Genomic DNA, 23061 nt, shown 5'->3' with positions numbered 1-23061 from the left:
CTAGGCAAAGCAAGGCACTATTCCCTATGTCTTTTGACACTGTGCCCGGCACACCACACGCCTGGGCCCGCCCCGCCGATGGCGATTGACTTTCTGGCTATGGAGTTTTCGCGCCAGGCATGCGCTTGGCGCCGCTCGCACGGGGCACACGCGGCGCCTGGGCGGGCCCTGGGATTTGAGACATCGCTGCAACAGCACCCGTCAAACTCTGCGCTCGATCCGGAACGTCAAACGGGCCGGGGCCTCGACAGCCTCCGGCCCGTTGTTCAGACAAAAGTGCGCTCGGCTCAGGCGCAGCAGGCCTCGCCTTGCGTGGAACGGGCCTTCAAGGCGCTGTCCGCATGGCGGACCGCAGCCGAAGCACTGAAGCGGTACTGCACGGCATCGCGGCCCAGAGGCTCGACGACGGCATGTTGCCCGGCTGCCACCCACAAGGTCTGGCCGGCATTGAGGAACACATCCCCAGCCGCCAGATCGCGTTCGCCGTTCGGGCCGTCGTCCAGCGTGACCCAGGCATGGCCCGACATCACACGCAGTGCCATCGGGACGCGAGGGCGCAGACTGTGGGCCGTACCGTTGGCCAACATGCAAATGTCTTTCGCCTCTCCGCGAGGCAAGACAGCGGATTGTTGAAAATTCAGAACATTTGAAGCGGTCATTTCTTTCTCCTGGAAAACCCTAGCAATGTGCCTATGATGCGTCTGGCAATGTGGCACCGTCCAATGAAAACGCCTCGGTCGATTCATGCTGGAACCACATCAATGCGAAAAGCCTCTCCAATCTATTCGCATTGCGCATCAATGCAGGCCCGAGGGGCCGCCGGCGCCCAACGGCCTCTGCCCGCCCACTGCAGCAGCCCCCGCGCCAGCCGGGCCGCGGCCCACGCCGCGCCACGCAGAGCGCCCACCAGTTCCGCCCAAGGCGCCACGACGCCCCGTGACCAGACTTCGGCTTGCGTCGCATGCGCTGGCAGGGCGACCGCATCCCAACGAAATTGCACGCCCTCGGCCAGCGGATCGTCCGAAAGCGCGGCCTGCCCCCCATGCCAAGGCTCGATGACGGCGTGGACCCCTGGTTCAAGCACCTGCTCGTCGCCTTCGCCGAGGAACCAGTCGCCGGGCAGTGCGCCCTTGCGGCCCGTCACCGTAAGCCAGACACCGCCGCGCTCGACGCGCAACCGCGCCCGCTGGGTGGGATACAAACCCAACGCGCGCCGCGGGGGCAAAATCCAGCAGCCCGCCAGGGTCCGGGCCGACGCAGCGCCCGCCTGGGATTGTTGCGATTCCAGAACGGAATGGTTTGACATGGGGCGCTCCTTGCATGGATTTTGGTGTTGACAGGACTGGATATTCAGCCTTTCACCCCATCCGGTCCAATGAAAAGCCGGAGATAATTTAATTCCTCAGCCTCATCAATCGCACCCATGAATCTGCCCGCCCCCATCACCCACCTGCGCACCCGGCCAGTGGCGGTCGGCCACTGGCGTGCCTTTCTCGCGGTGGCCCGCCACCTGAATTTCCGGGCGGCCGCGGAAGAGCTGTCGCTCACCCAGTCGGCGGTCAGCCGCCAGATCCAGGCGCTGGAAGAAGAAGTGGGCGTGCCGCTGTTTCTGCGCCACACCCGGGCGGTGGAGCTGACCAGCGCCGGCGCGCAGCTGCAGCGGGCCGTCGCCCCCGCTCTTGAACGCATGGATGCCTGCGTGCGGCTGGTGCGGCAGACTGCCGGCCGCAAGAGCGTGGCGATCACCACGTGGGCCAGCTTCGCCTCGATGTGGCTCATTCCCCGCATGGAGGAGTTCCAGCGCGAAAACCCCGACATCGACATCCGCATCGACGCGAGCGATGTGGCCGTGGACCTGGAAACCGCCGACGTGGACCTGGCCCTGCGCTACAGCCTGCCCAGCGCCAACATGAACGGATCGCAGCGACTGTTCGGCGAGCAGTTGGCGGTGGTGGCGAGCCCCTGGCTCATCAAGAGCAACCCGCCCATCCGCGGGCCCGCAGACGTGGCGCGCTTCACACTCATCGAGGCGGGCGATGCGCACCGCACCATGCACCTCGAATGGCTCACCTGGCGCCGCTGGTTCGAACTCAACGGCCAGGAAAAGCTGCAGCCCAAGCGCTGGCTGTATTTCAACTACGCCCACCAGATCGTGCAGGCCACGCTCACCGGCCAGGGGCTGGCCCTGGCGCGCATGCCGCTCATCGCCGACGCGCTGGCCTCGGGCGATCTGGTGGAAGTGCTGCCGGGCTACCGTCTCGATTCGCCGCTGGCTTACTGGCTGCTGGTGGGGCCGCGCAGCGGGCAGCGGCCCGAGATCCGGGCCTTCTGCGCCTGGCTCACCTTGCAGGCACAGGCCACGCGCGAGGCGATCGGCGACGTGCCCGACCCCGACCTGAGCGACAACCTGGATTGAGGTGCGTGCAGCGCGCGCCCCAGCCCGGCGCGTTCAGGCGCTGAGCGTGACCCGCGCGAACTTGCGCTTGCCCACCTGCAGCACGTAAGTGCCCGCTTCCAGCTTGAGCCCCTTGTCGCTGACGACACCGCCGTCCACACGCACGCCGCCGCCATCGATCAGGCGGCTGGCCTCGCTGCCGGAAGGCGCCAGATTGGCCTGGCGCAGCAGCGCGCCGATGCCCAGCGGCGCGCCGGCCAAGGCCACCTCGGGAATCTCGTCGGGCACCCCGCCCTTGCTGCGGTTGATGAAATCCACCTCGGCCGCATCGGCGGCCGCCGCGCTGTGAAAGCGCGCGGTGATCTCCTTGGCGAGCATCACCTTGGCGTCCTTGGGGTTGCGGCCCGCCTCCACCTCGGCCTTGAGCGCGGCGATCTCGGCGAGGGACTTGAACGACAGCAGCGTGTACCAGTCCCACATCAGCGTGTCGGAGATGGACAGCACCTTGGCGAACATGGTGTTGGCGTCTTCCGCAATGCCGATGTAGTTGTTCTTGGATTTCGACATCTTGTCGACGCCGTCCAGGCCCACCAGCAGCGGCATGGTGAGCACGCACTGCGGCTCCTGGCCATACTCCTGCTGGAGATGGCGACCCATGAGCAGGTTGAACTTCTGGTCGGTGCCGCCCAGTTCCAGGTCGCTCTTCAACGCCACCGAGTCGTAGCCCTGCATGAGCGGGTAGAGGAATTCGTGCACGCTGATCGACTGCCCGGTGGAAAAGCGCTTGTGGAAATCGTCGCGCTCCATCATGCGGGCCACCGTGTACTTGGCAGCCAGCTGGATCATGCCGGTGGCGCCCAGCGGCTCGCTCCATTCGCTGTTGTAGCGGATCTCGGTCCTGGCCGGGTCCAGCACCATGCTGGCCTGGCGGTAGTAGGTCTCGGCATTGGCCTTGATCTGCTCGGGGGTGAGGGGCGGCCGGGTGCTGTTGCGGCCCGAAGGGTCGCCGATCAGGCTGGTGAAGTCGCCGATCAGGAAGATCACCTGGTGGCCCAGGTCCTGAAGCTGGCGCATCTTGTTGAGTACCACGGTGTGGCCGATGTGGATGTCCGGCGCCGTCGGGTCCAGCCCCAGCTTGATGCGCAGCGGCACGCCGGTCGCCTCGGAGCGCGCCAGCTTCTTGGTCCACTCCTCGCGCGGCAGCAATTCGTCAGCGCCCCGCAGCGATACCTCAAGCGCCCGTCCTACACCATCGGTGATTGGGAATGTTGTAACAGCAAATTGATTCATAAGGGTTTTTTTGGGGGTTTCCGGGGCGCTCGTCGTTATACTCCGGCCCACATTTGCAGTGGCGGATTCTAGTGGTCCTGCCGGTTCGGACTCTTGCACCGAATGGCTGCAGCCTGACCAAGCTCGTGCGTTCCGCCCTCCGCCCGGCCCGAACGCACCTCACCCTGGGGTAAGACACTTTGAACAATGGCTTGACATCCGCCAGCCTCGCACTGCTGGACCGGCTATCGCGCATCGCCCAGAACCATCCCAAACGCATCACTGCCGCCATCGCAACGCTGTTGCTGACGGGCGGCGGCGGTGCTTTCGCCGTAGCGTCCCTCGCGCCGGACCCCGCCGACCTGCCCCGCAGCACAGTCGAATACGCGGTGGAGTCCCTGGCCAGCGACCAGTCCCTGCCGGCGCTGGTGGAAATTCCCAGCTATTCCCTCTATCGCTCGGACCAGACCCGCAGCAGCGACACCGCCGAAGCCATCCTGCAGCGTCTGGGCGTGGCAGACCCCGCGGCCGCGGCCTTCCTGCGCAGCGACGGCCAAGTGCGCCAGACCCTGCTGGGCCGCTCGGGCCGGTCCGTGTCGGCAGAAACCACGGACGACCACCGCCTCATCAGCCTCACGGCGCGCTGGGTTCAGGACGACAGCGGCAACTTCCGCCGGCTGGTCGTGCAGCGCAAGGGCAACGAATTCACCTCGCGCGTCGAGACGGCGCCGCTCACCGTGGGCACGCGGCTGGCCGGCGGCATCATCCGCAGCTCGCTGTTTGCCGCGACCGACGCCTCCAACATTCCCGATGCCGTGGCGACGCAGATCGCCGAGGTGTTCGCCAGCAACATCGATTTCCACCGCGCCCTGCGCAAGGACGACCGGTTCTCGGTGGTCTATGAAACGCTCGAAGCCGATGGCGAGCCGCTGCGCAGCGGCCGCGTGCTGAGCGCGGAGTTCCACAACAACGGCAAGACGCACGACGCCGTGTGGTTCCAGGACACGCCCGCCTCCAAGGGCGCCTATTACACGCTGGACGGCGAGAGCATGCGCCGCGCCTACCTCACCTCGCCGGTGGAGTTCTCGCGCATCTCGAGCGGCTTCAAGATGCGCTTTCATCCCATCCTGCAGAAGTGGCGCGCCCACCTGGGCACCGATTTCGCAGCGCCCACCGGCACGGCCGTGCGCACCGTGGGGGACGGCACGGTCGATTTCGCCGGGGTGCAGAACGGCTATGGCAATGTCATCTACGTCAAGCACCGCAACCAGCACGTTACCGTGTATGCCCACCTGAGCCGCATTGACGTGCGCAAGGGCCAGAGCGTGGAGCAGGGACAGACCATCGGCGCCGTCGGCGCGACGGGCTGGGCCACCGGCCCCCACCTGCACTTCGAGTTCCGCGTGGATGGCCAGCACCAGGACCCGATGGTGATCGCGCAGCAAAGCGAAGCCGCCACGCCGGTCTCCGCCGCCTCGCGCGCTGCCTTCAATCGCCTGGCATCGAACATGCGCATCCAGCTGTCGGCGGCCGCCCAGGTGCAGCAAGCCAGCGCCCAGTAAGCGCGCGGCGCGTTTCCGGCCCCATGCCAGCGCTGTACATCGGGCTCATGTCGGGCACCTCGCTCGACGGAGTCGATGGGGTGCTGGCCGATTTCTCCAATCGAAAATGCAAGGTCGCGCAATATGCATGCGCACCTTTTGCTCCTGATTTAAGAGCAGATCTGCTCGCACTCAATACACCCGGCACCGACGAACTGCACCGCGCGGCGCTGGCCGGCAACGCATTGGCGCGTGCCTATGCCGGCGTGGTGCACACGCTTTTGAGCCAGGCCGGCGTGCCACCCTCCGCCGTCCGCGCCATCGGCGCCCACGGGCAGACGGTGCGCCACCGTCCGCAGGCCTTCGACGGCACCGGCTACACGCTGCAACTGGGCAACGCCGCCTTGCTGGCCGAGTTGTCGGGCATCGACGTGGTGGCCGACTTCCGCAGCCGCGATGTGGCGGCAGGCGGCCAGGGCGCGCCGCTGGTGCCGGCCTTCCACCAAGGAGTGTTCGGCCAGTCCGGACGAACCGTCTGCGTATTGAACATCGGCGGCATTTCCAACCTCAGCATGCTGGGCGCGCAGGGTGCGGTGCTGGGGTTCGATTGCGGACCCGGCAACGCGCTGATGGACCACTGGTGCCAGCAGCACACGGGCCAGCCGTTCGACCGCGACGGAGCCTGGGCCGCCAGCGGACAGGTGCTGCCCGCGCTGCTCGGCGCACTGCGGGCCGAACCGTATCTGGCGCAGCCACCGCCCAAAAGCACAGGGCGGGACCTTTTCAACCCCACCTGGCTGGCAGGGCACCTGCCGGCGTTCGCATCCGCCACGCCGGCCGATGTCCAGGCCACGCTGACCGAATTCACGGCCACCGTCTGCGCCGATGGAGTGCGCCATTTCGGCGACGGCGGTCACCCGTTGATCGTGTGCGGCGGCGGCGCCCTCAACGGCCACCTCATGCGCCGATTGCAGGCACTTGTGCCCGGGGTCGCGGTATCGGCCTCCGACGCGCACGGCATGCCGGCCCTGCAGGTGGAAGCAGCCGCCTTCGCCTGGCTGGCCTACCGCGCCGTGGAGCGGCAAAGCGGCAACCTGCCCAGCGTTACCGGTGCGGCCGGACTGCGCATCCTGGGCGCGATCTACCCCGCCTGACGGCTCAGACGTGCTCCGGCACGTCGGGCACGTCGTCGGCAGCCGCACCGCTTTCGGAGTCGCGTGGAGACAACTGCCAGAAGATGCCTGCCGAGGCGATGGTCACCAGCCCCATGCAGGCGAAGGTGCCCTGGAAGGCCCACAGCGTCTGCTGCGCGCCCCCGCTCCCGAAGTGGCCCGTGAATGCCGAGAGCACCCCGCCCGCGGCGGCCACCCCCATGCCCATGGCCACCATCTGCACCATCGACAGCAGGCTGTTGCCGCTGCTGGCCATGCCCTGGTTCAAGTCCTTGAGCGTGACCGTGTTCATGGCCGTGAACTGGAGCGAATTCACGGCCCCGAAGATCGCCAGTTGCACGATGTGCCACCACAGCGGCTGCGAGGGGGCCGAGAGCGCAAAACTCGCCATCGTGATCCCCACCATCAGCGTGTTGCCCACCAGAACGCGGCGGTAGCCGAACCGCGTGATCAATGGCGTCGTGAAGCGCTTCATCGACATGCCGGCCAACGCCACCGGCAGCATCATCAGCCCGGCGTGCAGGGGCGTGTAACCCATCGTCACCTGCAGCATCAAGGGGATCAGGAAGGGCATGCACGAGCTGCCCAGGCGCGAAAATAGATTGCCAAGCAGCCCGATGCGCAGCGTGGCCACCGAAAACAGCCGGGGCGAGAACAGCGGGTTCGGCTTGCGTGCCGCATGGAGCCAGTACGCCACCAGACTCGCCAGCCCGAAAATCAGCAGCACGAGCACACTCGCCTGCCGCAGTCCCAGACTCGACAGTCCATCGAGCGCCAGAGACAGCGCCGCCATGCCGAAGGCCAGCATGAGATAGCCCGCCAGGTCGAAGCGGGCCACCGGGGCACCAGGCACGGCCGGCATGTACCGCAGCGTGGCCAGGCAACCGATCAGGCCGACCGGCACATTGATCAGGAAGATCCAGTGCCACGATGCCACCTCCACCAGCCAGCCGCCCAGTGTGGGTCCGATCAGCGGCCCGATGAGGCCCGGGATCGCCACGAAGCTCATGGCCTGCAGGAACTTCTCGCGCGGAAAGGTGCGCAGCACCACCAGCCGTCCCACCGGCAGCAGCAGCGCTCCGCCCAGGCCCTGCACCACCCGTGCCGCCACCAGTTGGTCCAGCCGGCTCGACACGGCGCAAAGCACCGAGCCCACCACGAACAGCACGATGGCGCTCAGATACACCCGCCGCGCGCCAAAGCGGTCAGCCACCCAGCCCGAAGCCGGAATCAGCAGCGCCATGGCCAGCGAATACGCCACCACGACCGATTGCATGCGCAGCGGGCTTTCCCCCAGGCTGTGCGCCATGGTGGGCAGGGCCGTGTTGACGATGGTGGCGTCCAGCGTCTGCATGAAAAAACCGACGGCCACTAGCCACAGCAGGATTTGAAGGGAGCGCTCTTGTTGCATGCCGTTCCGATCAACGGCGGTAAGGGGTTCCGCCGCACATGCCCAGCAAAAAGCCGCCCGGAGGCGGCTTTTGGGTCAGGCGAAAAATCGCGCCATCAGGCCGAGAAGCTCGATCCGCAACCACAGGTGGTCGTGGCGTTCGGGTTCTTGATGACGAACTGGGCGCCCTGTAGATCTTCCTTGTAGTCGATCTCGGCACCAACCAAATATTGGTAGCTCATGGCATCAATGAGCAACGACACGCCGTTCTTGGTCATGGTGGTGTCGTCTTCGTTGGTGATTTCATCGAACGTGAAGCCATACTGGAAGCCCGAGCATCCGCCGCCCTGGACGAACACACGCAATTTCAGGTCGGGGTTGCCTTCTTCGGCAATCAAGTCAGCCACCTTGGCCGCCGCGCTGTCGGTGAACAGGATCGGGGCGGGCATTTCGGTCTGGATGTTTTCGGCTACGGCGCTCATGGAGTGCTCCTTCGGGAGGGTTTGCCGTCGATGGTACTGCAATGACCCTCGAATGTGGGTCAGTTGGCGTTTGACGCCAACTTCAGTGTGGGTTTTTCCTCGACCAGCACGGTCGATGGGCTCATCTGTCCCGATATCGTGGCACCTTGGTGCATTTCAAGCGATTTGTAGTGCACGTTACCGGTGATGCGCGCCTTGGGCTGCAACTCCAGCAGTTCTGCGGCATGCACCGGACCCAGGACCGTGCCGTTGACGATCACGTGGGCCGCATGCACTGCGCCTTCCACCCGGGCGGACTCCGATATCACCAGAATGCTGGGCTGCTCGTCGCAGGCCCGCACGTCCCCCGCCACCTCGCCATCGATCCGCAGGCCCTCGGAAAACCGCACTTCGCCGTTGATGCGGGTGCCATGGGCAATCAGGCTCTTGATCGGGGGCTGCTTCTTGCGAGAAAACATGGGAACACTCCAGTCGGTTGGCACGGGAGGGAATGGCCCATTGCCGACGCCGCCACAACCGCTATTCTTCGATGCTCAGGGTCTGGGTGGCACGCACCGCACTGCCCTCCAAGACCCGCGCGGTCACGGTTTTTACCACGGCATTGCCGGGCAATGGCCACAACCCTTCCACCCGGCGATACTGCTGGAACTGAAGGGGTTGCCCATCCGCAGGAATCGCCTGTGTCCAGGGGCGTCCATCGCGCGTACCTGCCAGCAGCAACTCCAGCCGCCCACGGAACTCGGGCGCATTGCGCACCGGCTGGATCACGAGCACCTGCCAGCGCAACTGGCTGCCCCCCACCACGTCGGCCTGAAGTCCACGGATGCTGACCCCCTCGGTCTTGCCCGCAGGGATGAGCTTTTCGAAAAAGCCCAGGTCGTCCCGGAGGGCGCGGTTGTCCGCCTCCAACTGGCGCATCTGGGCCATCAGGCGGTCCATCGCCGTGCGCTCCGCGGTCAGCAGCGTGCCGGCAGAACTCGACGTGTCCTTTTGCAGGCGCTGCTCCTCGCGCAACTGCGCCACCTCTTCGCGCAAACGCACCAGTTCGGCACGGGAGCGGGAATCCAAGCCTGCGATGCTCTTGCCGAACTCGAACGCCCAGAGCGCCAGCGCAGCGCACAGGCCGAAGAAAATGGCGAGCAGAACCCACCGGACAGGCCATGGCATTGCACTGCGGACCGACACCCTGGGAGCACTGATGGTCAAACGGCGCCGTAGCAGCTTGAGTCGCATGTTTCCCTATTCAACATATCGGAGGGCAGAAATGAAAAAACCGCCGGATCGGCGGTTTTTTGCAGCAGGAAAGCCCCCGAAGGTGCTTTCGGCCGACTGACACGCCCCTTTTGCAGCCTTTGGAAAGGCGCAGCAAGGCATGGCAGTCTTTTGCAGCGGCGAAGCTTAACGCTTGGAGAACTGCTTGGCGCGGCGTGCAGAACGCAGACCGACCTTCTTCCGTTCGACTTCACGTGCATCGCGGGTCACGAAGCCGGCTTGGCTCAGCGCGGGCTTCAGCGTTGCGTCGTAGTCGATCAGGGCGCGGGTGATGCCGTGGCGGGTGGCACCGGCTTGGCCGGATTCACCGCCGCCGTGCACGTTGACCTGGATGTCGAAGGTTTCGACATGGTTGGTCAGCGCGAGCGGCTGCTTGGCGATCATGATCGAGGTTTCGCGGCCGAAATACTGCTGAATGTCTTTGCCATTCACAGTGATCTTGCCGGAACCCTTCTTGAGAAACACGCGGGCGACGCTGGACTTGCGACGGCCTGTGCCATTGTTCCATTCACCAATCATCTCAAGGCTCCTTAGATTTCCAGCGCCTTGGGCTGCTGGGCGGTGTGGGGATGCTCAGCACCGCCATACACCTTGAGTTTCTTGATCATCGCGTAGCCCAGGGGACCCTTGGGCAGCATGCCTTTGACAGCCTTTTCCAGCGCGCGGCCGGGGTGCTTGGCTTGCATGTCGCGGAAGTTCGTGGCCGTGATACCGCCGGGATAGCCCGAGTGGCGGTAATACACCTTGTCCAGGGACTTGGTGCCGGTGACCTTGAGCTGAGCGGCGTTGATGATGACGATGAAGTCACCGGTATCGACGTGAGGCGTGTAAATGGCCTTGTGTTTGCCGCGCAAACGGAGAGCAACTTCGCTGGCTACTCGTCCGAGGACCTTGTCGGTCGCGTCAATCACAAACCACTCGTGCACGACCTCAGCGGGCTTTGCGCTGAAAGTAGACATGAGTTTCTCTTTTCAAAGAACGGGGGGTTTGTCGGTCCTTTTCCACGGTCGGTGCTTCTCTGAAGGAAGCCTCTTAGGTGGTGTGAATTACTTCGCCGCGGGACCAAAAAAGCGCTGCGAAGCCCGCCATTATACGAACCGGCGGAAAAATGCCAAGGCAAGGCTACTGGGAGAGCATCGTGCGGCGGCGCTCTTCCGCCTCAAGCCGCCGGCGATTCTCGACGCACAGCGGGTGATTCGCCACGGCCGCGTTCTGGCATTGCTGGTGAACGCACATCGGCCGTGCAATGAACCCGGCGTTGGCGCATGCCTCATCTGGCCCCGCCACCCGCGCCGCCGCAGGCTTGGGCGCGGCGGCAGGAACCACCGGCGCAGGCTCCGGTGGGGATGGCGCTTCCGCTGCCGCCACAGGCAACGGCTCCGCCACTTTGCGTGGCGCCGCCTTGGGCCGTGGTGCCGATGCAACGACGAACGCCGGGGTCGCGGCGACCGGCGCCACGGATGCAGCCGCTACGACCGGTGCGGCCGCCTCGTCGACCACGGCGATCACTTCGGCCGGCGCAGACGCCACGGCCGCCGGCGGCTCGGCCAGTTCCGTGATGATCTGGTCTTCCGGGGTGTACTTGGCCGGGTGGTGCGCATCGCGCGACGAATTCCACCAGAGCCCCGCAGCGATCACCGCCACGGCCATCACGCCAGCACCCGCCCACAGCAAGGGACGGCGGCGCCCGCCAGAGATGGCGGGCGCCGGCGATGCTTCGCCAGCAGCCTGGCTGCGGCGGGTCTTGGGCCGTCCCAGCCTCTCCGGATGCTGAGGGCGCCGTTCCTCGAAAACCGTATCGCCATCCGTCACCGTATCTGCCACCTCTTGTCCTCCGTCCATGAAAACCGTGTCCTGCCCGTCGGACACCACCGTGTCGCCCGCCTCCTGCCGATCGATATGCACCAGCGTGCCCGCATCCACCGTGGGCGCATCCACCGAAGCGGCCAGAGGCGTCGGCAAAGCGGCGCCCACTGCCGGCAGGGGCACGGAGGTGATATCGATCATGGGCACCGCCACGCCCGTGCCATGCCGGTCGGCCGGCTCCACCCAGACATCGCCAAGCTCGGCCCTGAAATCGAACTGGTCGATGCACTCTGGCGGGGTGGCCATGTCCATGGTGCGCAGGAATTCGTCGATGCTCTGGGGCCGCTCATCGGGCCGCAACGCCAGCGCCTGCGAGATCGCCGCCACGAAAGGCGGGGAATATTCGACGCCGAACTGGCGCCGCACCGTCTTGGCCACGCGCGAGAACGGCACCATGCGGTCGCGGATGGATCGGAGCGTGGCGGGCAGCGGTGTGTCGTTGCACAGGCTGCCGTGCACCACGGCACCGAGGGCATAGAGATCGCTCCAGGGGCCCTGGCGCAGATCGCTTTCGCCGTCGCTGTACTGCTCGATCGGCGCATAGTTGACCTTCAGGACCGCCGTGTGCTGATGCCCATGGTCGCTGATCGCGTGGCGTGCGGCACCCAAATCCAACAGCACGGGAGGGCCGCTGTCCTGCAGAAAGATGTTGTCCGGCGAGATGTCGCGGTGCAGCGTCTGGCCCTCGTGCAGCACGCGCAGGGCGCTCAGCACCGACCACAGCATCTTTCGCAGCCAGACCTCGGGCGGCGGTGTGCGCATGTGGGCGCGGGCCTGCTTGAGCGTCATGCCCGTGTAGAGCGGCATGACCATGTAAGCCGTGTGGTTGGCCTCCCAGAAGCGGAAGACCTTGACCAGCGAGGGATGGTCGAACTGGGCGAGCAGGCGCGCCTCGCTCACGAAAGAGGCCAGCCCCGCCTGGAACGATTGCTCCTGGGACGAGGACCGCACCCAGAGCGACTGCCCCTGCGCCCGCGCGGCCAGGGCCGACGGCATGTATTCCTTGATGGCCACAAAGCGCAGGAGGGAGTGGTCGAACGCCTTGTAGACCATGCCGAACCCGCCGACTCCCAGCAGCGAAAGCACCTCGAACTCCCCCAGACGCGTCCCGGCCGGCAGGGCATCGACGTGGTGGACGTCGGTCGGGGGTTCGGTGCTGGTGATGGCGGACATGGTGGCGGCTGGGCTTTCGGGCGGCAATGGTGCACCAGCAAAGGCGCACCCGGCAACGGACAAGTGGGTGGATTGCAACACATTCGCCGAAGCCGCCATCATGCAGCAAGCCCGAGCGTTGGCGGCGACAAAGCGCGCGGCGGCCACCCTGGGCCGTCACACCTGCACGGCATGGCGCGCACTGCTCCACGGCCTCGGGGCACGATCACGCGGCAACCGGGGCGGTGCGTGGTTACCATTGGCCCATCATGTTCAGTTATCGCCACGCCTTCCATGCGGGCAACCACGCCGATGTGCTCAAGCACACGGTGCTGATTGCCACTTTGCAACACCTTACGCAGAAAGACGCAGCGCTCACTGTGCTGGACACCCATGCCGGCGCCGGCCTGTTCCGGCTGGATGGCGACTACGCGGCTACCAGCGGCGAGGCGGCGGACGGCATTCTCCGCCTGGTGCCGCCCGCCGTGCTGAAAGAGCCTCTGGCGCCCGCGCTTCAGGCCTACGTCGACATGGTCGGCGCCTTCAACCAGGGCAATGTGACGCGGGTCTATCCCGGCTCGCCGTTCATCACGCGGCGCCTGCTGCGCGACCGCGACAAGCTCAAGGTGTTCGAATTGCACCCGACCGACCTGCGCGCGCTGGCCGGCAACGTGGCCCAGCTGGAGGCAGGCCGCCAAGTGGCGGTGCTGCATGAGGACGGCTTCGAAGGCATCAAGAAATTCCTGCCTCCACCGGCCCGCCGCGCTCTCGTGCTGTGCGATCCCAGCTATGAAATCAAGAGCGACTATGGCCGGGTTCTGGACATGGCCGCGGACTCGCTCAAGCGCTTTGCGACGGGCACCTATGCCGTCTGGTATCCGATCATTCCGCGGCCCGAGGCCCATGACCTGCCGCGGCGCCTGAAGACCCTTGCGACCAAGGCCGGCAAATCGTGGCTGCATGCCACGCTCACCGTGAAGTCGAGCAAAGTGACCGGTGCCGCCGACGGCCAGGCGCGCCGCCCCGGCCTTCCCGCCAGCGGCATGTTCCTGATCAACCCGCCGTTCACGCTCAAAGCAGCACTCAAGCCGGCGCTACCGCAGATGGCGCAACTGCTGGCACAGGACCACCACGCCTCCCACACGCTGGAATCGGGCGGCTGAGCTTCAGCCAGCCTATTCGCCGGCCGCCGGCAACGGTCCGGCCTGCGACAGGCCGGAAGCCGTGGCATCCGGGCACTGCGCATCGGCGTCTTGCGGCGCCTGCGAAACCAGGACGGGCTTGGTGCCCAGCCCCAGCAGCCCCAACGCACCGGCAGCAGCGCGGCTCACGTCGATGATGCGGCCCGGCGAATGAGGCCCGCGATCGTTGATGCGCACCTGCACGGCCCGGCCGGTGACCAGGCTGCGCACGCACACGCGCGTGCCGAAGGGCAAGGTGCGGTGGGCTGCAGTGAATTCGTTCATGTCGAAACGCTCTCCGCTGGCCGTGCGGCGGCGGTGGAAGCGGGCCCCGTACCAGGACGCGAGGCCTTGCTGCACGAACGTATCGGTGTCCATGTCGGACTCGGCGGCGGCCTCGGTGTTAGGACGGCTTGCGGGGGCACCGCCAACGTCGGCCGGTGGCGCCGCGACCGGGCCGGCAGCCCGGGGCAGCGGCTGGGCTGCCGATGGTGAAGGAAGCGACGGCTTTGGTGGCGCAGCGATGGCCTCGTCGGTGGGCGCGGGCGCCTTCACGGCGCAGGCCACCAGAACGCACGACAGCAGCGCGCCCGACAGGAGCGCACCGAGCCGGTGGCGTGATTCAGCGCTGGCAGCGCGTTTCGTAGGCGTCTTCAAAACGCTTCAGGTCCTTTCTTTCGCCTTCGGTCAGGTCCGTGCGGGCTCGCTTGGCATTGAGGATGCGGCGCGACTCCTTGCACTGCTCGGCATGGCGAGCCGCCTCTTCGCGCGACGCCTGGGCCGCCACCTGCACTTGCTGCTCCTGCTCCTGGCGTTGCCTGCGTGCCTCGCCCTGCTCCTTGTAATACCGGGAAGAGGCGTCGTTTTCCTCCTCGCGGCAATCGCGCTGGTATTCGCGCCGCATGCCTGCGTAGGCATCGGGCTGAATGCCGGAGGAGCCTCCACGCAACGTGTCGCTCAGGGAGCGGCAGCGGGCGCTCATGTAGCGCTGGTAGGCCGGCCCTTCAGGCACGGAACGCACGGGCGGCTCATAGCGCCATGTCGGAGGGGGGGAGACAGGCCCCGTCGCCGCCACCGACGTTGTCGTGCCCGAGGGACAGGGACGCGACATCGTGAAGCTGTTGCCCGCAGCATCCCGGCAAACGTACCGCATCTGCGCCCAGAGCGGGGAAGACGCCATGCAACACAGTGCGGCGGCCAACAGGGGAGCGAAGGCGGATGTCATGGATGAGCGCGAAAAACGAAGCCGCGATATTACCGGAGTGGCTGCCGGCGCCTAGAGCCCCAGGCGGCGGCAGATCTCGAGCGTGGCAGCGCTCTGGTTCATCGTATAGAAATGCAGGCCCGGCACGCCGCGGTCGCGCAGCTGCTCGCACAGCCCCGTGACCACGTCCAGGCCGAAGGCCTTGATGCTGGCCGTGTCGTCGCCGAAGCCCTGCAGGCGCATGCGAATCCAGCGAGGAATCTCGGCGCCGCAGGCGTCGGAGAACCGCATGAGCTGCGTGGAGCCCAGGATGGGCATGATGCCCGGCACCACGGGCACATCCAGCCCCAGCCGCCGCGTGTCGTCCACGAAGCGGAAGTAGGCGTCGGCATTGAAAAAGTACTGCGTGATGGCCGAGTGCGCGCCGGCACGCACCTTGAGCGCGAAGGCCTGCAGATCGGCTTCGGGCGAACGGGCCTGCGGATGCACTTCCGGATAGGCGGCCACTTCCACATGGAAGTCATCGCCCGTCTCCGCCCGGATGAAGGCCACCAGATCGCTGGCGTAGTGAAACTCGCCGCCCGCGCCGTAGCCACTGGGCAAATCGCCGCGCAGGGCCACCAGGCGCTTCACGCCCATGGCCTTGAGCGTGGCCAGCTGGCTGCGCACCGTCTCGCGCGTTGCGCCGATGCACGAAAAGTGCGAGGCCGCGCTCACCCCTTCCGCGAGGATTTCGCGCACGGTGGCGAAGGTGCCCTCCTGCGTGGAGCCGCCCGCACCGTAGGTGACGGAGCAGAAATCGGGCCGGCGGGCATACAGGGCCTGCCGCACGGCGCGCAGCTTCTCGGCGCCTTCGGGCGTCTTGGTGGGAAAGAATTCGAAACTGACCGGCAAGCGGGTCGTCAAGGGTGAATTGGAGGCACTCATGCCGCCCTCCTTGCGTGGACGAAAAATTCACGGTTGCCGTCGCCGCCGTCGATGGAACTGTCCATCCATGCGGCCACGGCCAGGCCGAGTTCTGCGCAGCAGTCGCGGATGCGCTGCTCGACCACGGCGTAGAGCGCCACATCGCGCACGATGCCGCCCTTGCCCACCTGGCCGGGCTGCAATTCGAACTGGGGCTTGACGAGCATGAGCAGGTCGCCGCCCGCCTTCAGCAGAGGCGCCACCGCCGGCAGGATGAGCGTGAGCGAAATGAACGACACGTCGCCCGTCACCAGATCGAATTCCGGCGTGATGTCCACCTTTTCCAGCCCCGCCCGGCGCCGGCGTACCGTGGGCAGCACGCCCTCGGCGCGGGCTCGCGCCCTGGCCGCGCGCTCGGCCTTGAAGGCTTCCACGTCGTGTTCCTTGGCATCGGCGCTGTCGTCGTATTCGTCATCGATCAGGCCGCCGTTGCGCATCCAGCTGTAGGGCGCTTCAGGCTGGGTTTCGTTGTCGTCGGGGTGCTGCTCGACCTGCTCGGACAGCGCATCCTCGCAGGCTTCCTGCAGCGATGCGGCGGTCAGCGAACGGGCGTTGACGCCTTCCACGGCCACCACGCGCGGGTCCTGCCGAAGGCGGTCGTGCAACTGGCTGTGGCCCACGTCCACACCGATCACCTGGGCCGCGCCGCGCTGCAGCAGGCAGTCGGTGAAGCCGCCGGTGCTCTGGCCCACGTCCAGGCAGCGCCAGCCCGCCACGTCCAGGCCCGTGGCCGTGAGCGCGCCTTCCAGCTTGAGGCCGCCACGCGAGAGGTAGCGCGCCTCGGCCTGGTCGAGCAGTTGCACTTCGGCGATGTCCGGGATCTCGTCACCGTTCTTGGCCACCTTGTGCCAGGGCAGGCTGGGTGCCAGCCGCCACTGCACGCCCGCCGCGATCAGGCGCTGCGCCTGCGATCGGGTCGCGGCATGGCCCTTGTCCACCAGATACACGTCTGCGCGCATGCGCCCGTCCTTTTCAGAGTCAAAAAGGCCTCCAGCGCATGTTTAACTAGCGCAGGAAGCTATTATTTTTATAGCAAAACAGGGCAGACTGGCCGGGGTCGCCGGCCGCCGCCCCGGGGCGGCGAAGCCCCGCCCGATCAGTAACGGTACGTATCGGGCTTGTAGGGGCCGCTCTTGCTCACGCCGATGTAGGCGGCTTGCGAGTCCGTCAGTTCGGTCAGCATGGCGCCGACCTTCTTCAGGTGCAGGCGCGCGACCTTCTCGTCCAGCAGCTTGGGCAGCACGTAGACCTTGCCGACTTCGTAGTCGCCCTGCTTGGTGAACAGCTCGATCTGCGCGATGGTCTGGTTGGCGAACGACGAGGACATCACGAAGCTCGGGTGGCCGGTGCCGCAGCCCAGGTTCACCAGACGGCCCTTGGCCAGCAGGATGATCTTCTTGCCGTCCGGGAAGGTGATGTGATCCACCTGGGGCTTGATCTCTTCCCATTCGTACTTTTCGATCGACGCGACGTCGATCTCGTTGTCGAAGTGGCCGATGTTGCAGACGATGGCCTGATCCTTCATCTTCACCATGGTGTCGTGGGTGATGATGTCCTTGTTGCCCGTCGTGGTCACGAAGATGTCGGCCTTGTCGGCGGCGTAGTCCATCGTCACCACGCGATAGCCTTCCATGGCGGCCTGCAGGGCATTGATGGGATCGATCTCGGTGACCCACACCTGGGCCGACAGCGCGCGCAGCGCCTGGGCGGAGCCCTTGCCCACGTCGCCGTAGCCGGCCACCACGGCGACCTTGCCGGCGATCATGACGTCGGTGGCGCGCTTGATGCCGTCCACCAGCGATTCGCGGCAGCCGTACAGGTTGTCGAACTTGGACTTGGTGACCGAATCGTTCACGTTGATCGCGCGGAACAGCAGCGTGCCCTTGGCGGACATCTCGTTCAGGCGGTGCACGCCGGTGGTGGTTTCTTCCGTCACGCCGATGATCTCGGCCGACTTGCGGGTGTACCAGGTCGCGTCTTCCGACAGCTTCTTGCGGATGGCGGCGAACAGGATGCGCTCTTCTTCGCTGGCGCCATTGCCGGCGACGAGGGATGCGTCTTTCTCGGCACGCTGGCCCAGGTGCATCAGCAGCGTGGCATCGCCGCCGTCGTCCAGGATCATGTTGGGGCCTTCGCCCGCGCTGCCCTTGGGGCCGAAGTCGAAGATGCGGTGGGTATAGTCCCAGTAGTCTTCCAGCGACTCGCCCTTGATGGCGAAGACCGGCGTGCCCGTGGCGGCGATGGCGGCCGCGGCATGGTCCTGCGTGGAGAAGATGTTGCACGAGGCCCAGCGCACGTCGGCGCCCAGGGACTTCAGCGTTTCGATCAGCACGGCGGTCTGGATCGTCATGTGCAGCGAGCCGGTGATGCGCGCGCCCTTGAGCGGCTGGCTGGCGGCGAACTCTTCGCGAATGGACATCAGGCCGGGCATTTCGGTCTCGGCGATGCGGATTTCCTTGCGGCCCCATGCGGCAAGGGAGAGGTCGGCGATGGCCTGGTCGGCCTGGGGCTTGAGAACTGCGCTCATGGTTTTCTCCAGTGAAGAAGGTAAAAAACCACGCATCGGAGGGGGAATGGCTCACTCACCGCACAAGAAGCGTGGGCGAGCGTCGTTGCAAAATGATGATCCGAGCCTCGCGTCCCTGCCGCACACCGGGCACCGGGGGAAAAGACGCTGCAACGCTCCTCGGAAAGCAGCGATTATAAGGACATCGCGCTTTTTCTCCATGCCTGAGCGCCGAACGTGGCACCCTGGGTGCCGGAGACAGGCCTGGATTCACAGTGCCACCGTCATAACAAGCGATACGCCCGCAGCGGGCCGGAAGAAGCAGAGAGACCATGTCCACACAGCACCGGGGCAACCTGTTCGACCTGCTGCGCATCGGCGCAGCAAGCGCGGTGATCTTCAGCCATCACTTCCATATCACGCGCACTGCGCCACCGTCCTGGCTGCATTCCGACATGGTGGGCGGCGTGGCGGTAATGACCTTCTTCACGATCAGCGGCTACCTCGTCACCCTGAGCTGGCTGCGCCAGCCGCAGGCGCTGGCGTTCCTGTTCAAGCGGTTCCTGCGGATCTGGCCCGGGGTGCTGTTCGCCGTGCTCACCAATGTCTTTCTGTTCGGGCTTTTCTTCACTTCCATGCCGGCTGCGGACTTTCTGGGCCATCCGGACACGCTGGGCTACTTTCGCAACCTGCTGCTGATCAAGGACTACCCCTATCTGCCCGGCGTGTTTGAAAACAACCCGCTCAAGCACCTGATGAACGGGCCCCTGTGGACCATTCCCATGGAAAGCCTGTGCTACCTGGTGCTTGCCGGCGTGGGCTTGCTGGGCGTGTTCAAGTCGCGCTGGTTCGCCTGCATTGCCGGGCTGGCCTACATCGCGTTCTTTCTCACGGCCCGCAATGCCGACCTGACCGGCGAGATGCGGCACTGGTTCGAGTACCCCGCCTATTTCACCTATGGCGCGCTCATCGCCGTCTTCCGCGATGAGTTCCACGCCCGGTCCGGCCGGCTGCTGCTCATACTGACGCCGCTGGCCGCCGTGCTGTTCTTCGGATTCCACCTGGAGCATTCGGCGGGCCTGCTGCTGCTGCCACCGCTGCTGATCTTTCTCGGCTCGCTGAACGTGCCCGCGCTGGCCTTTTTACAGCGTGGCGGAGACCCGTCGTATGGCATCTACCTGTACGGCTGCCCCGTGCAGCAGTCGGTGCATGCCCTCTGGCCGCACCTGCCGTTCATGACGAGCCTGCTGCTGTCCGTCGCACTGGCCGCCGTGGCCGGGTATGCCTCGTGGCATGGGGTGGAATCGCCGGTGCTGCGGTTCAAGCGATTGTTCCAGCGTGCGCCGGCGGTGCCCCAGGCGGTCGCGTAATCCCGCCGCCTGCCGAGCGGCCACCGCACAGGGGCCGCCCGGCGACCAGTTGCACCAGTTGCGTAAGGGGCCGCCGTTAGAATACGGCCACTTTTCCGCGGGCGCCCTCCGCGGTGGCACGGCAGCGCGCCGGCCCCGGCGCCCGTACTTCGGCCCACACGCCTGCGCCGCGCCCTCACCAAAAACACTGTGTCCTACGTCTCCGAAACACGGCGCCGCCGTACCTTCGCCATCATCTCCCACCCTGACGCGGGCAAGACCACGCTCACGGAAAAACTGCTGCTGTTCTCGGGCGCGATCCAGATCGCCGGCGCGGTGAAGGGCCGCAAGGCCAGCCGCCACGCCACCAGCGACTGGATGGAGATCGAAAAGCAGCGCGGCATCTCGGTGGCTAGCTCGGTCATGCAGATGGCCTACCGCGACCACGTGGTGAACCTGCTCGATACGCCGGGCCACAAGGACTTCTCGGAAGACACCTACCGCGTGCTCACCGCCGTCGATTCGGCCCTGATGGTGATCGATGCGGCCAACGGCGTGGAGGCGCAGACGCGCCGCCTGATCGAGGTCTGCCGCCAGCGGGACACGCCCATCATCACCTTCGTGAACAAGATGGACCGCGAAGTGCGCGAGCCCCTGGACATCCTGGACGAGGTCGAGCGCGAACTGGGCATGCCCTGCGTGCCCATGACCTGGCCCGTGGGCCAGGGCAAAGGCTTCGGCGGCATCATCAACCTGCGCACACGGACCATGACGGTGTTCGAGTCGGGCAGCGAGCGCCGCCCGCAGGACTTCGAGACCATCCCCCTGTCCGACGCCGACAACCTGCGCGCGCGCTTCGGCAGCGAATTCGACGCGGCCATCGAAAGCATGGAACTGGCCGTGGGCGCCTCGCCCACCTGGGACCACGACGCATTCCTCGCCGGCAAGCAGACGCCGGTGTTCTTCGGCTCGGGCGTGAACAACTTCGGGGTGATGGAGGTGCTCGATGCGCTGGTCGATCTCGCGCCCTCGCCGCGCCCGCGTTTGAGCAGCCTGCAGGTCAACAAGCAGCCGGTCGAAAAGACCGTGCAGCCCGAGGACCAGGGTTTCTCGGGCGTGGTGTTCAAGGTGCAGGCCAACATGGACGCCAACCACCGCGACCGCATCGCCTTCGTGCGCGTGGCCTCGGGCAGGTACACGCCGGGCATGAAGCTCAAGGTGCAGCGCACCGCCAAGGAACTGCGCCCTACCAGCGTGGTGACCTTCATGTCGCAGCGCCGCGAGGCCGTGGAAGAGGCCTATGCCGGCGACATCATCGGCTTCACCACGCATGGCGGCGTGCAGCTGGGCGACACCATCACCGACGGGGCCAGCCTTCAGTTCACCGGCCTGCCGTTCTTCGCCCCCGAACTCTTCATGACGGTCATCCTGAAGAACCCGCTGCGCACCAAGCAGCTGCAGCAGGGCCTGGCCCAGTTGGGCGAAGAGGGCGCCATCCAGGTCTTCAAGCCCGACGCGGGCGGCGCCATGCTGCTGGGCGCCGTGGGCCAGCTGCAGTTCGAAGTGGTGCAGCACCGCCTCAAGAACGAATACGACGCCGACGTGCGGCTGGAGGGCTGCCAGTACACCGGCGCCCGCTGGATCACCGCCGACAGCCCGGCCGACCTGCGCGCGTTCACCGACGCCTACCCGCTGCGGCTGGCGCACGACGCGGCGGACACGCTGGCCTACCTGTGCACCTCGCCCTACGACGTGCGCCTGGCCCAGGAGCGGTTCCCCAAGATCCATTTCCACCCGTTGCGCGAGCACGCCGGCCTGGCGCTGCAAGCCGCCGGTTGAACGCAGTCCCCCGCCCGCCTGTGGGAGCGACGCTGCCATTCCCCTCCATTTCCCGCGCTGGCATGGCGCCGCGTGCCAGTGGCTGGTGGGCGGCCGCAGGCCCCTTCCTGGTGATCTGGAGCGCCTTGGCCGCGCTGTACGGCACCTGGCTGATGGCCTTCTGGCCCGGCATCCTCGGTGAGGATTCGGTCTCCATCCTGCTGGAGGTGGAGCGCGGCGGCGACTTCCGCTCTGGCAAGACCGTCTTCTGGTACTACTTCGTGCGCCTCTTCTACGAAGGCACTCGGCGGGTGGAAGTGCCCGTGGCGGTGCTGCTGTGCCTGTGTGCGCTGATCTTTGCCCGCCTGCTGGCGTGGTATTGGCGGCAGGGCCTCAAGAAGAGCTTTGCGGTTGCGCTCGTGCTGGTGTGCGTGGCGCCGCACATGGTTTATTTCATGGGCACGCTGTACCCGGACGGCATCTTCGCCGTGGCATCCTGCGGCCTGCTGTTCGAGCTGTGGCTGGCAACCCGCCAGCGCACGATGGGCGCGGCTTCGCTGGCCATGGTGGCGGTGGCGCTGCCCTTTGCGGCCTTCGCCCGGCCCAACGGCATCGTCTTCCTGCTGCCGGCCATCGCCGTGCTGCTGGTGCTGGACCGCCGCAGCCGCTGGAGGCTGGCAGCCGTCATCGGCGCAGTCTGTGCAGCCATGTTCGCGGGCCACCAGCTGCATCCATCCAGGACGCAGGAGGCCGTCTATCCCATGGTGGTCTTCGAGACGGTGAACTTCTTGAAGCCCCGGGCCATGAACCACCTGTGGGACCAGTACCCCCACATGAACGACCCCTGGGTGCTGGACCAGCCCAAGGTGTCGCCCGCGACGCTCGACAGGCTCGGCCGCTACCGCCCCGTGCCGCAACTGCTGGCCTACACCGACCCGGCGTACTGGGACATGCTCGTCTTCCATCCCGAAGGCCCGCATGTGGAAGGCCTGCCGCAGCCCGACCAGAAGGCCCTGGTGCGTGAATTCTTCACCTACAACCTGTGGCAGAACCTGCCCGATTTCGTCGCCAGCCGGGTGAACGTCTTCCTGGCCGCGGCACTGGCTCAGGGCGGGTTCCCGGCCGTGACCTATTCCACCTACGTGCTGCCGCGCACCCAGGCGGTATCGGTCTTTCGCGACTTCGACCTGCGGGGCGTGGAGCGCCGCTTCATCGCCCTGCAAAAGGCCAGCCATGCATGGCGGTGGCTGCTGTGGACCCCCTGGCTCGGCCTGCTTTTGCTGGCATGGGCACTGCGCCGAGGGATCGCCCGGCGCGATCCGTCCTTGCTGATCGTGGCCCTGCCCATGGCAGTGCAGCTCGCCGCCATCTTCCTGCTGTCCACCGCAGGCGAGTACCGCTACCTCCTGCCGTTCTTCACCCTGCCCCTGGCCCTGCTTCCCGCTTTCGCCCTGCGCCGCCCAACGCCGGCCCGCCCCGTGTCGGCATGACACGACCC

The 23061-nt window shown here is 66.3% G+C and carries 22 protein-coding genes and 1 riboswitch; of the genes, 7 read left to right on the top strand and 15 right to left on the bottom strand.

Features of this window, described 5'->3' with window-relative positions; translation table 11 throughout:
- Positions 1–287: 287 nt before the first annotated feature.
- Positions 288–542: a DUF2917 domain-containing protein gene (locus M5C98_RS04070; RefSeq protein ID WP_272551138.1), complete on the bottom strand. Its 255-nt coding sequence runs from the start codon at positions 540–542 to the stop codon at positions 288–290.
- Positions 543–781: 239 nt separating this feature from the next.
- Positions 782–1306: a DUF2917 domain-containing protein gene (locus M5C98_RS04065; RefSeq protein ID WP_272551137.1), complete on the bottom strand. Its 525-nt coding sequence runs from the start codon at positions 1304–1306 to the stop codon at positions 782–784.
- A gap of 117 nt (positions 1307–1423) precedes the next feature.
- On the opposite strand from M5C98_RS04065, the gene M5C98_RS04060 reads away from it, so the two are divergent.
- Positions 1424–2416 carry a LysR substrate-binding domain-containing protein gene (locus tag M5C98_RS04060; RefSeq protein WP_272551136.1) on the top strand — a complete coding sequence of 331 codons (993 nt, stop codon included), beginning with the start codon at positions 1424–1426 and terminating at the stop codon, positions 2414–2416.
- A 33-nt stretch (positions 2417–2449) separates the two neighbouring features.
- Here the strand turns inward: M5C98_RS04060 and tyrS are convergent, their stop codons facing one another.
- Positions 2450–3685 (bottom strand): tyrosine--tRNA ligase, encoded by a 1236-nt coding sequence (gene tyrS / locus M5C98_RS04055; protein WP_272551135.1) that lies wholly within the window; start codon positions 3683–3685, stop codon positions 2450–2452.
- A 179-nt stretch (positions 3686–3864) separates the two neighbouring features.
- Here tyrS and M5C98_RS04050 point away from each other — a divergent pair, with 179 nt between their 5' ends.
- Together M5C98_RS04050 and M5C98_RS04045 are read left to right on the top strand one after the other, a co-directional pair.
- Positions 3865–5226 (top strand): M23 family metallopeptidase, encoded by a 1362-nt coding sequence (locus M5C98_RS04050; protein WP_272551134.1) that lies wholly within the window; start codon positions 3865–3867, stop codon positions 5224–5226.
- Between the two features lie 23 nt (positions 5227–5249).
- Entirely contained in the window at positions 5250–6359 is a 1110-nt protein-coding gene (locus M5C98_RS04045; RefSeq protein WP_272551133.1) for an anhydro-N-acetylmuramic acid kinase, read from the top strand.
- A 4-nt stretch (positions 6360–6363) separates the two neighbouring features.
- Here the strand turns inward: M5C98_RS04045 and mdtD are convergent, their stop codons facing one another.
- From mdtD to M5C98_RS04010, 7 genes are all read right to left on the bottom strand, one after another.
- Entirely contained in the window at positions 6364–7788 is a 1425-nt protein-coding gene (gene mdtD, locus M5C98_RS04040; protein ID WP_272551132.1) for a multidrug transporter subunit MdtD, read from the bottom strand.
- A gap of 95 nt (positions 7789–7883) precedes the next feature.
- On the bottom strand, positions 7884–8249 hold the full coding sequence (gene erpA, locus M5C98_RS04035; RefSeq protein ID WP_008907234.1) for an iron-sulfur cluster insertion protein ErpA: 366 nt from the start codon (positions 8247–8249) through the stop codon (positions 7884–7886).
- 59 nt (positions 8250–8308) lie between these two features.
- Entirely contained in the window at positions 8309–8707 is a 399-nt protein-coding gene (locus tag M5C98_RS04030; RefSeq protein ID WP_272551129.1) for a bactofilin family protein, read from the bottom strand.
- A 61-nt stretch (positions 8708–8768) separates the two neighbouring features.
- Entirely contained in the window at positions 8769–9482 is a 714-nt protein-coding gene (locus M5C98_RS04025; protein WP_272551127.1) for a DUF6776 family protein, read from the bottom strand.
- A 165-nt stretch (positions 9483–9647) separates the two neighbouring features.
- The gene (gene rpsI / locus M5C98_RS04020; RefSeq protein WP_092745279.1) at positions 9648–10040 is read right to left on the bottom strand and encodes a 30S ribosomal protein S9; all 393 of its coding nucleotides are present in this window, start codon (positions 10038–10040) and stop codon (positions 9648–9650) included.
- Between the two features lie 11 nt (positions 10041–10051).
- Positions 10052–10480 carry a 50S ribosomal protein L13 gene (gene rplM, locus M5C98_RS04015; protein WP_092745280.1) on the bottom strand — a complete coding sequence of 143 codons (429 nt, stop codon included), beginning with the start codon at positions 10478–10480 and terminating at the stop codon, positions 10052–10054.
- Between the two features lie 163 nt (positions 10481–10643).
- Positions 10644–12560 (bottom strand): serine/threonine protein kinase, encoded by a 1917-nt coding sequence (locus tag M5C98_RS04010; protein ID WP_272551125.1) that lies wholly within the window; start codon positions 12558–12560, stop codon positions 10644–10646.
- A 248-nt stretch (positions 12561–12808) separates the two neighbouring features.
- Between M5C98_RS04010 and M5C98_RS04005 the strand changes: the two genes are divergently transcribed.
- Positions 12809–13702 (top strand): 23S rRNA (adenine(2030)-N(6))-methyltransferase RlmJ, encoded by an 894-nt coding sequence (locus M5C98_RS04005; protein ID WP_272551124.1) that lies wholly within the window; start codon positions 12809–12811, stop codon positions 13700–13702.
- A 12-nt stretch (positions 13703–13714) separates the two neighbouring features.
- Here M5C98_RS04005 and M5C98_RS04000 read toward each other — a convergent pair whose 3' ends face one another.
- The 5 genes from M5C98_RS04000 to ahcY all read right to left on the bottom strand — a co-directional run bounded on the left by M5C98_RS04000 (position 13715) and on the right by ahcY (position 18417).
- A complete protein-coding gene (locus M5C98_RS04000) occupies positions 13715–14377 on the bottom strand; it encodes a septal ring lytic transglycosylase RlpA family protein (RefSeq protein ID WP_272551122.1) in 663 nt (220 codons plus the stop codon).
- On the bottom strand, positions 14343–14741 hold the full coding sequence (locus M5C98_RS03995) for a hypothetical protein (protein ID WP_272551121.1): 399 nt from the start codon (positions 14739–14741) through the stop codon (positions 14343–14345). Before M5C98_RS03995 ends, M5C98_RS04000 begins: the two co-directional genes overlap by 35 nt.
- Before the next feature lie 255 nt (positions 14742–14996).
- Positions 14997–15851 (bottom strand): methylenetetrahydrofolate reductase [NAD(P)H], encoded by an 855-nt coding sequence (gene metF / locus M5C98_RS03990; RefSeq protein WP_272551120.1) that lies wholly within the window; start codon positions 15849–15851, stop codon positions 14997–14999.
- Positions 15848–16849, bottom strand: coding sequence for a TlyA family RNA methyltransferase (locus M5C98_RS03985; RefSeq protein WP_272551118.1), 1002 nt, complete (start codon positions 16847–16849; stop codon positions 15848–15850). The genes metF and M5C98_RS03985 overlap by 4 nt, the downstream gene beginning before the upstream one ends.
- 137 nt (positions 16850–16986) lie before the next feature.
- Positions 16987–18417: an adenosylhomocysteinase gene (ahcY, locus tag M5C98_RS03980; RefSeq protein ID WP_272551117.1), complete on the bottom strand. Its 1431-nt coding sequence runs from the start codon at positions 18415–18417 to the stop codon at positions 16987–16989.
- A 70-nt stretch (positions 18418–18487) separates the two neighbouring features.
- Positions 18488–18584, bottom strand: a riboswitch (S-adenosyl-L-homocysteine riboswitch).
- Positions 18585–18728: 144 nt separating this feature from the next.
- Between ahcY and M5C98_RS03975 the strand changes: the two genes are divergently transcribed.
- The 3 genes from M5C98_RS03975 (at position 18729) to M5C98_RS03965 (ending at position 23053) form a co-directional block, all read left to right on the top strand.
- Entirely contained in the window at positions 18729–19766 is a 1038-nt protein-coding gene (locus tag M5C98_RS03975) for an acyltransferase family protein (protein WP_272551116.1), read from the top strand.
- A 189-nt stretch (positions 19767–19955) separates the two neighbouring features.
- Positions 19956–21584 carry a peptide chain release factor 3 gene (locus M5C98_RS03970; RefSeq protein WP_272551115.1) on the top strand — a complete coding sequence of 543 codons (1629 nt, stop codon included), beginning with the start codon at positions 19956–19958 and terminating at the stop codon, positions 21582–21584.
- Positions 21585–21646: 62 nt separating this feature from the next.
- A complete protein-coding gene (locus M5C98_RS03965) occupies positions 21647–23053 on the top strand; it encodes a hypothetical protein (protein WP_272551114.1) in 1407 nt (468 codons plus the stop codon).
- Positions 23054–23061 lie beyond the last annotated feature (8 nt).

Origin of the sequence: Acidovorax sp. NCPPB 3576 (assembly GCF_028473605.1) — a bacterium.
In the GTDB taxonomy this organism is placed as follows: domain Bacteria; phylum Pseudomonadota; class Gammaproteobacteria; order Burkholderiales; family Burkholderiaceae_C; genus Paracidovorax.
Note: the sequence above shows the minus strand (reverse complement) of the source record. Positions and strands in the feature narration are given on the sequence as shown.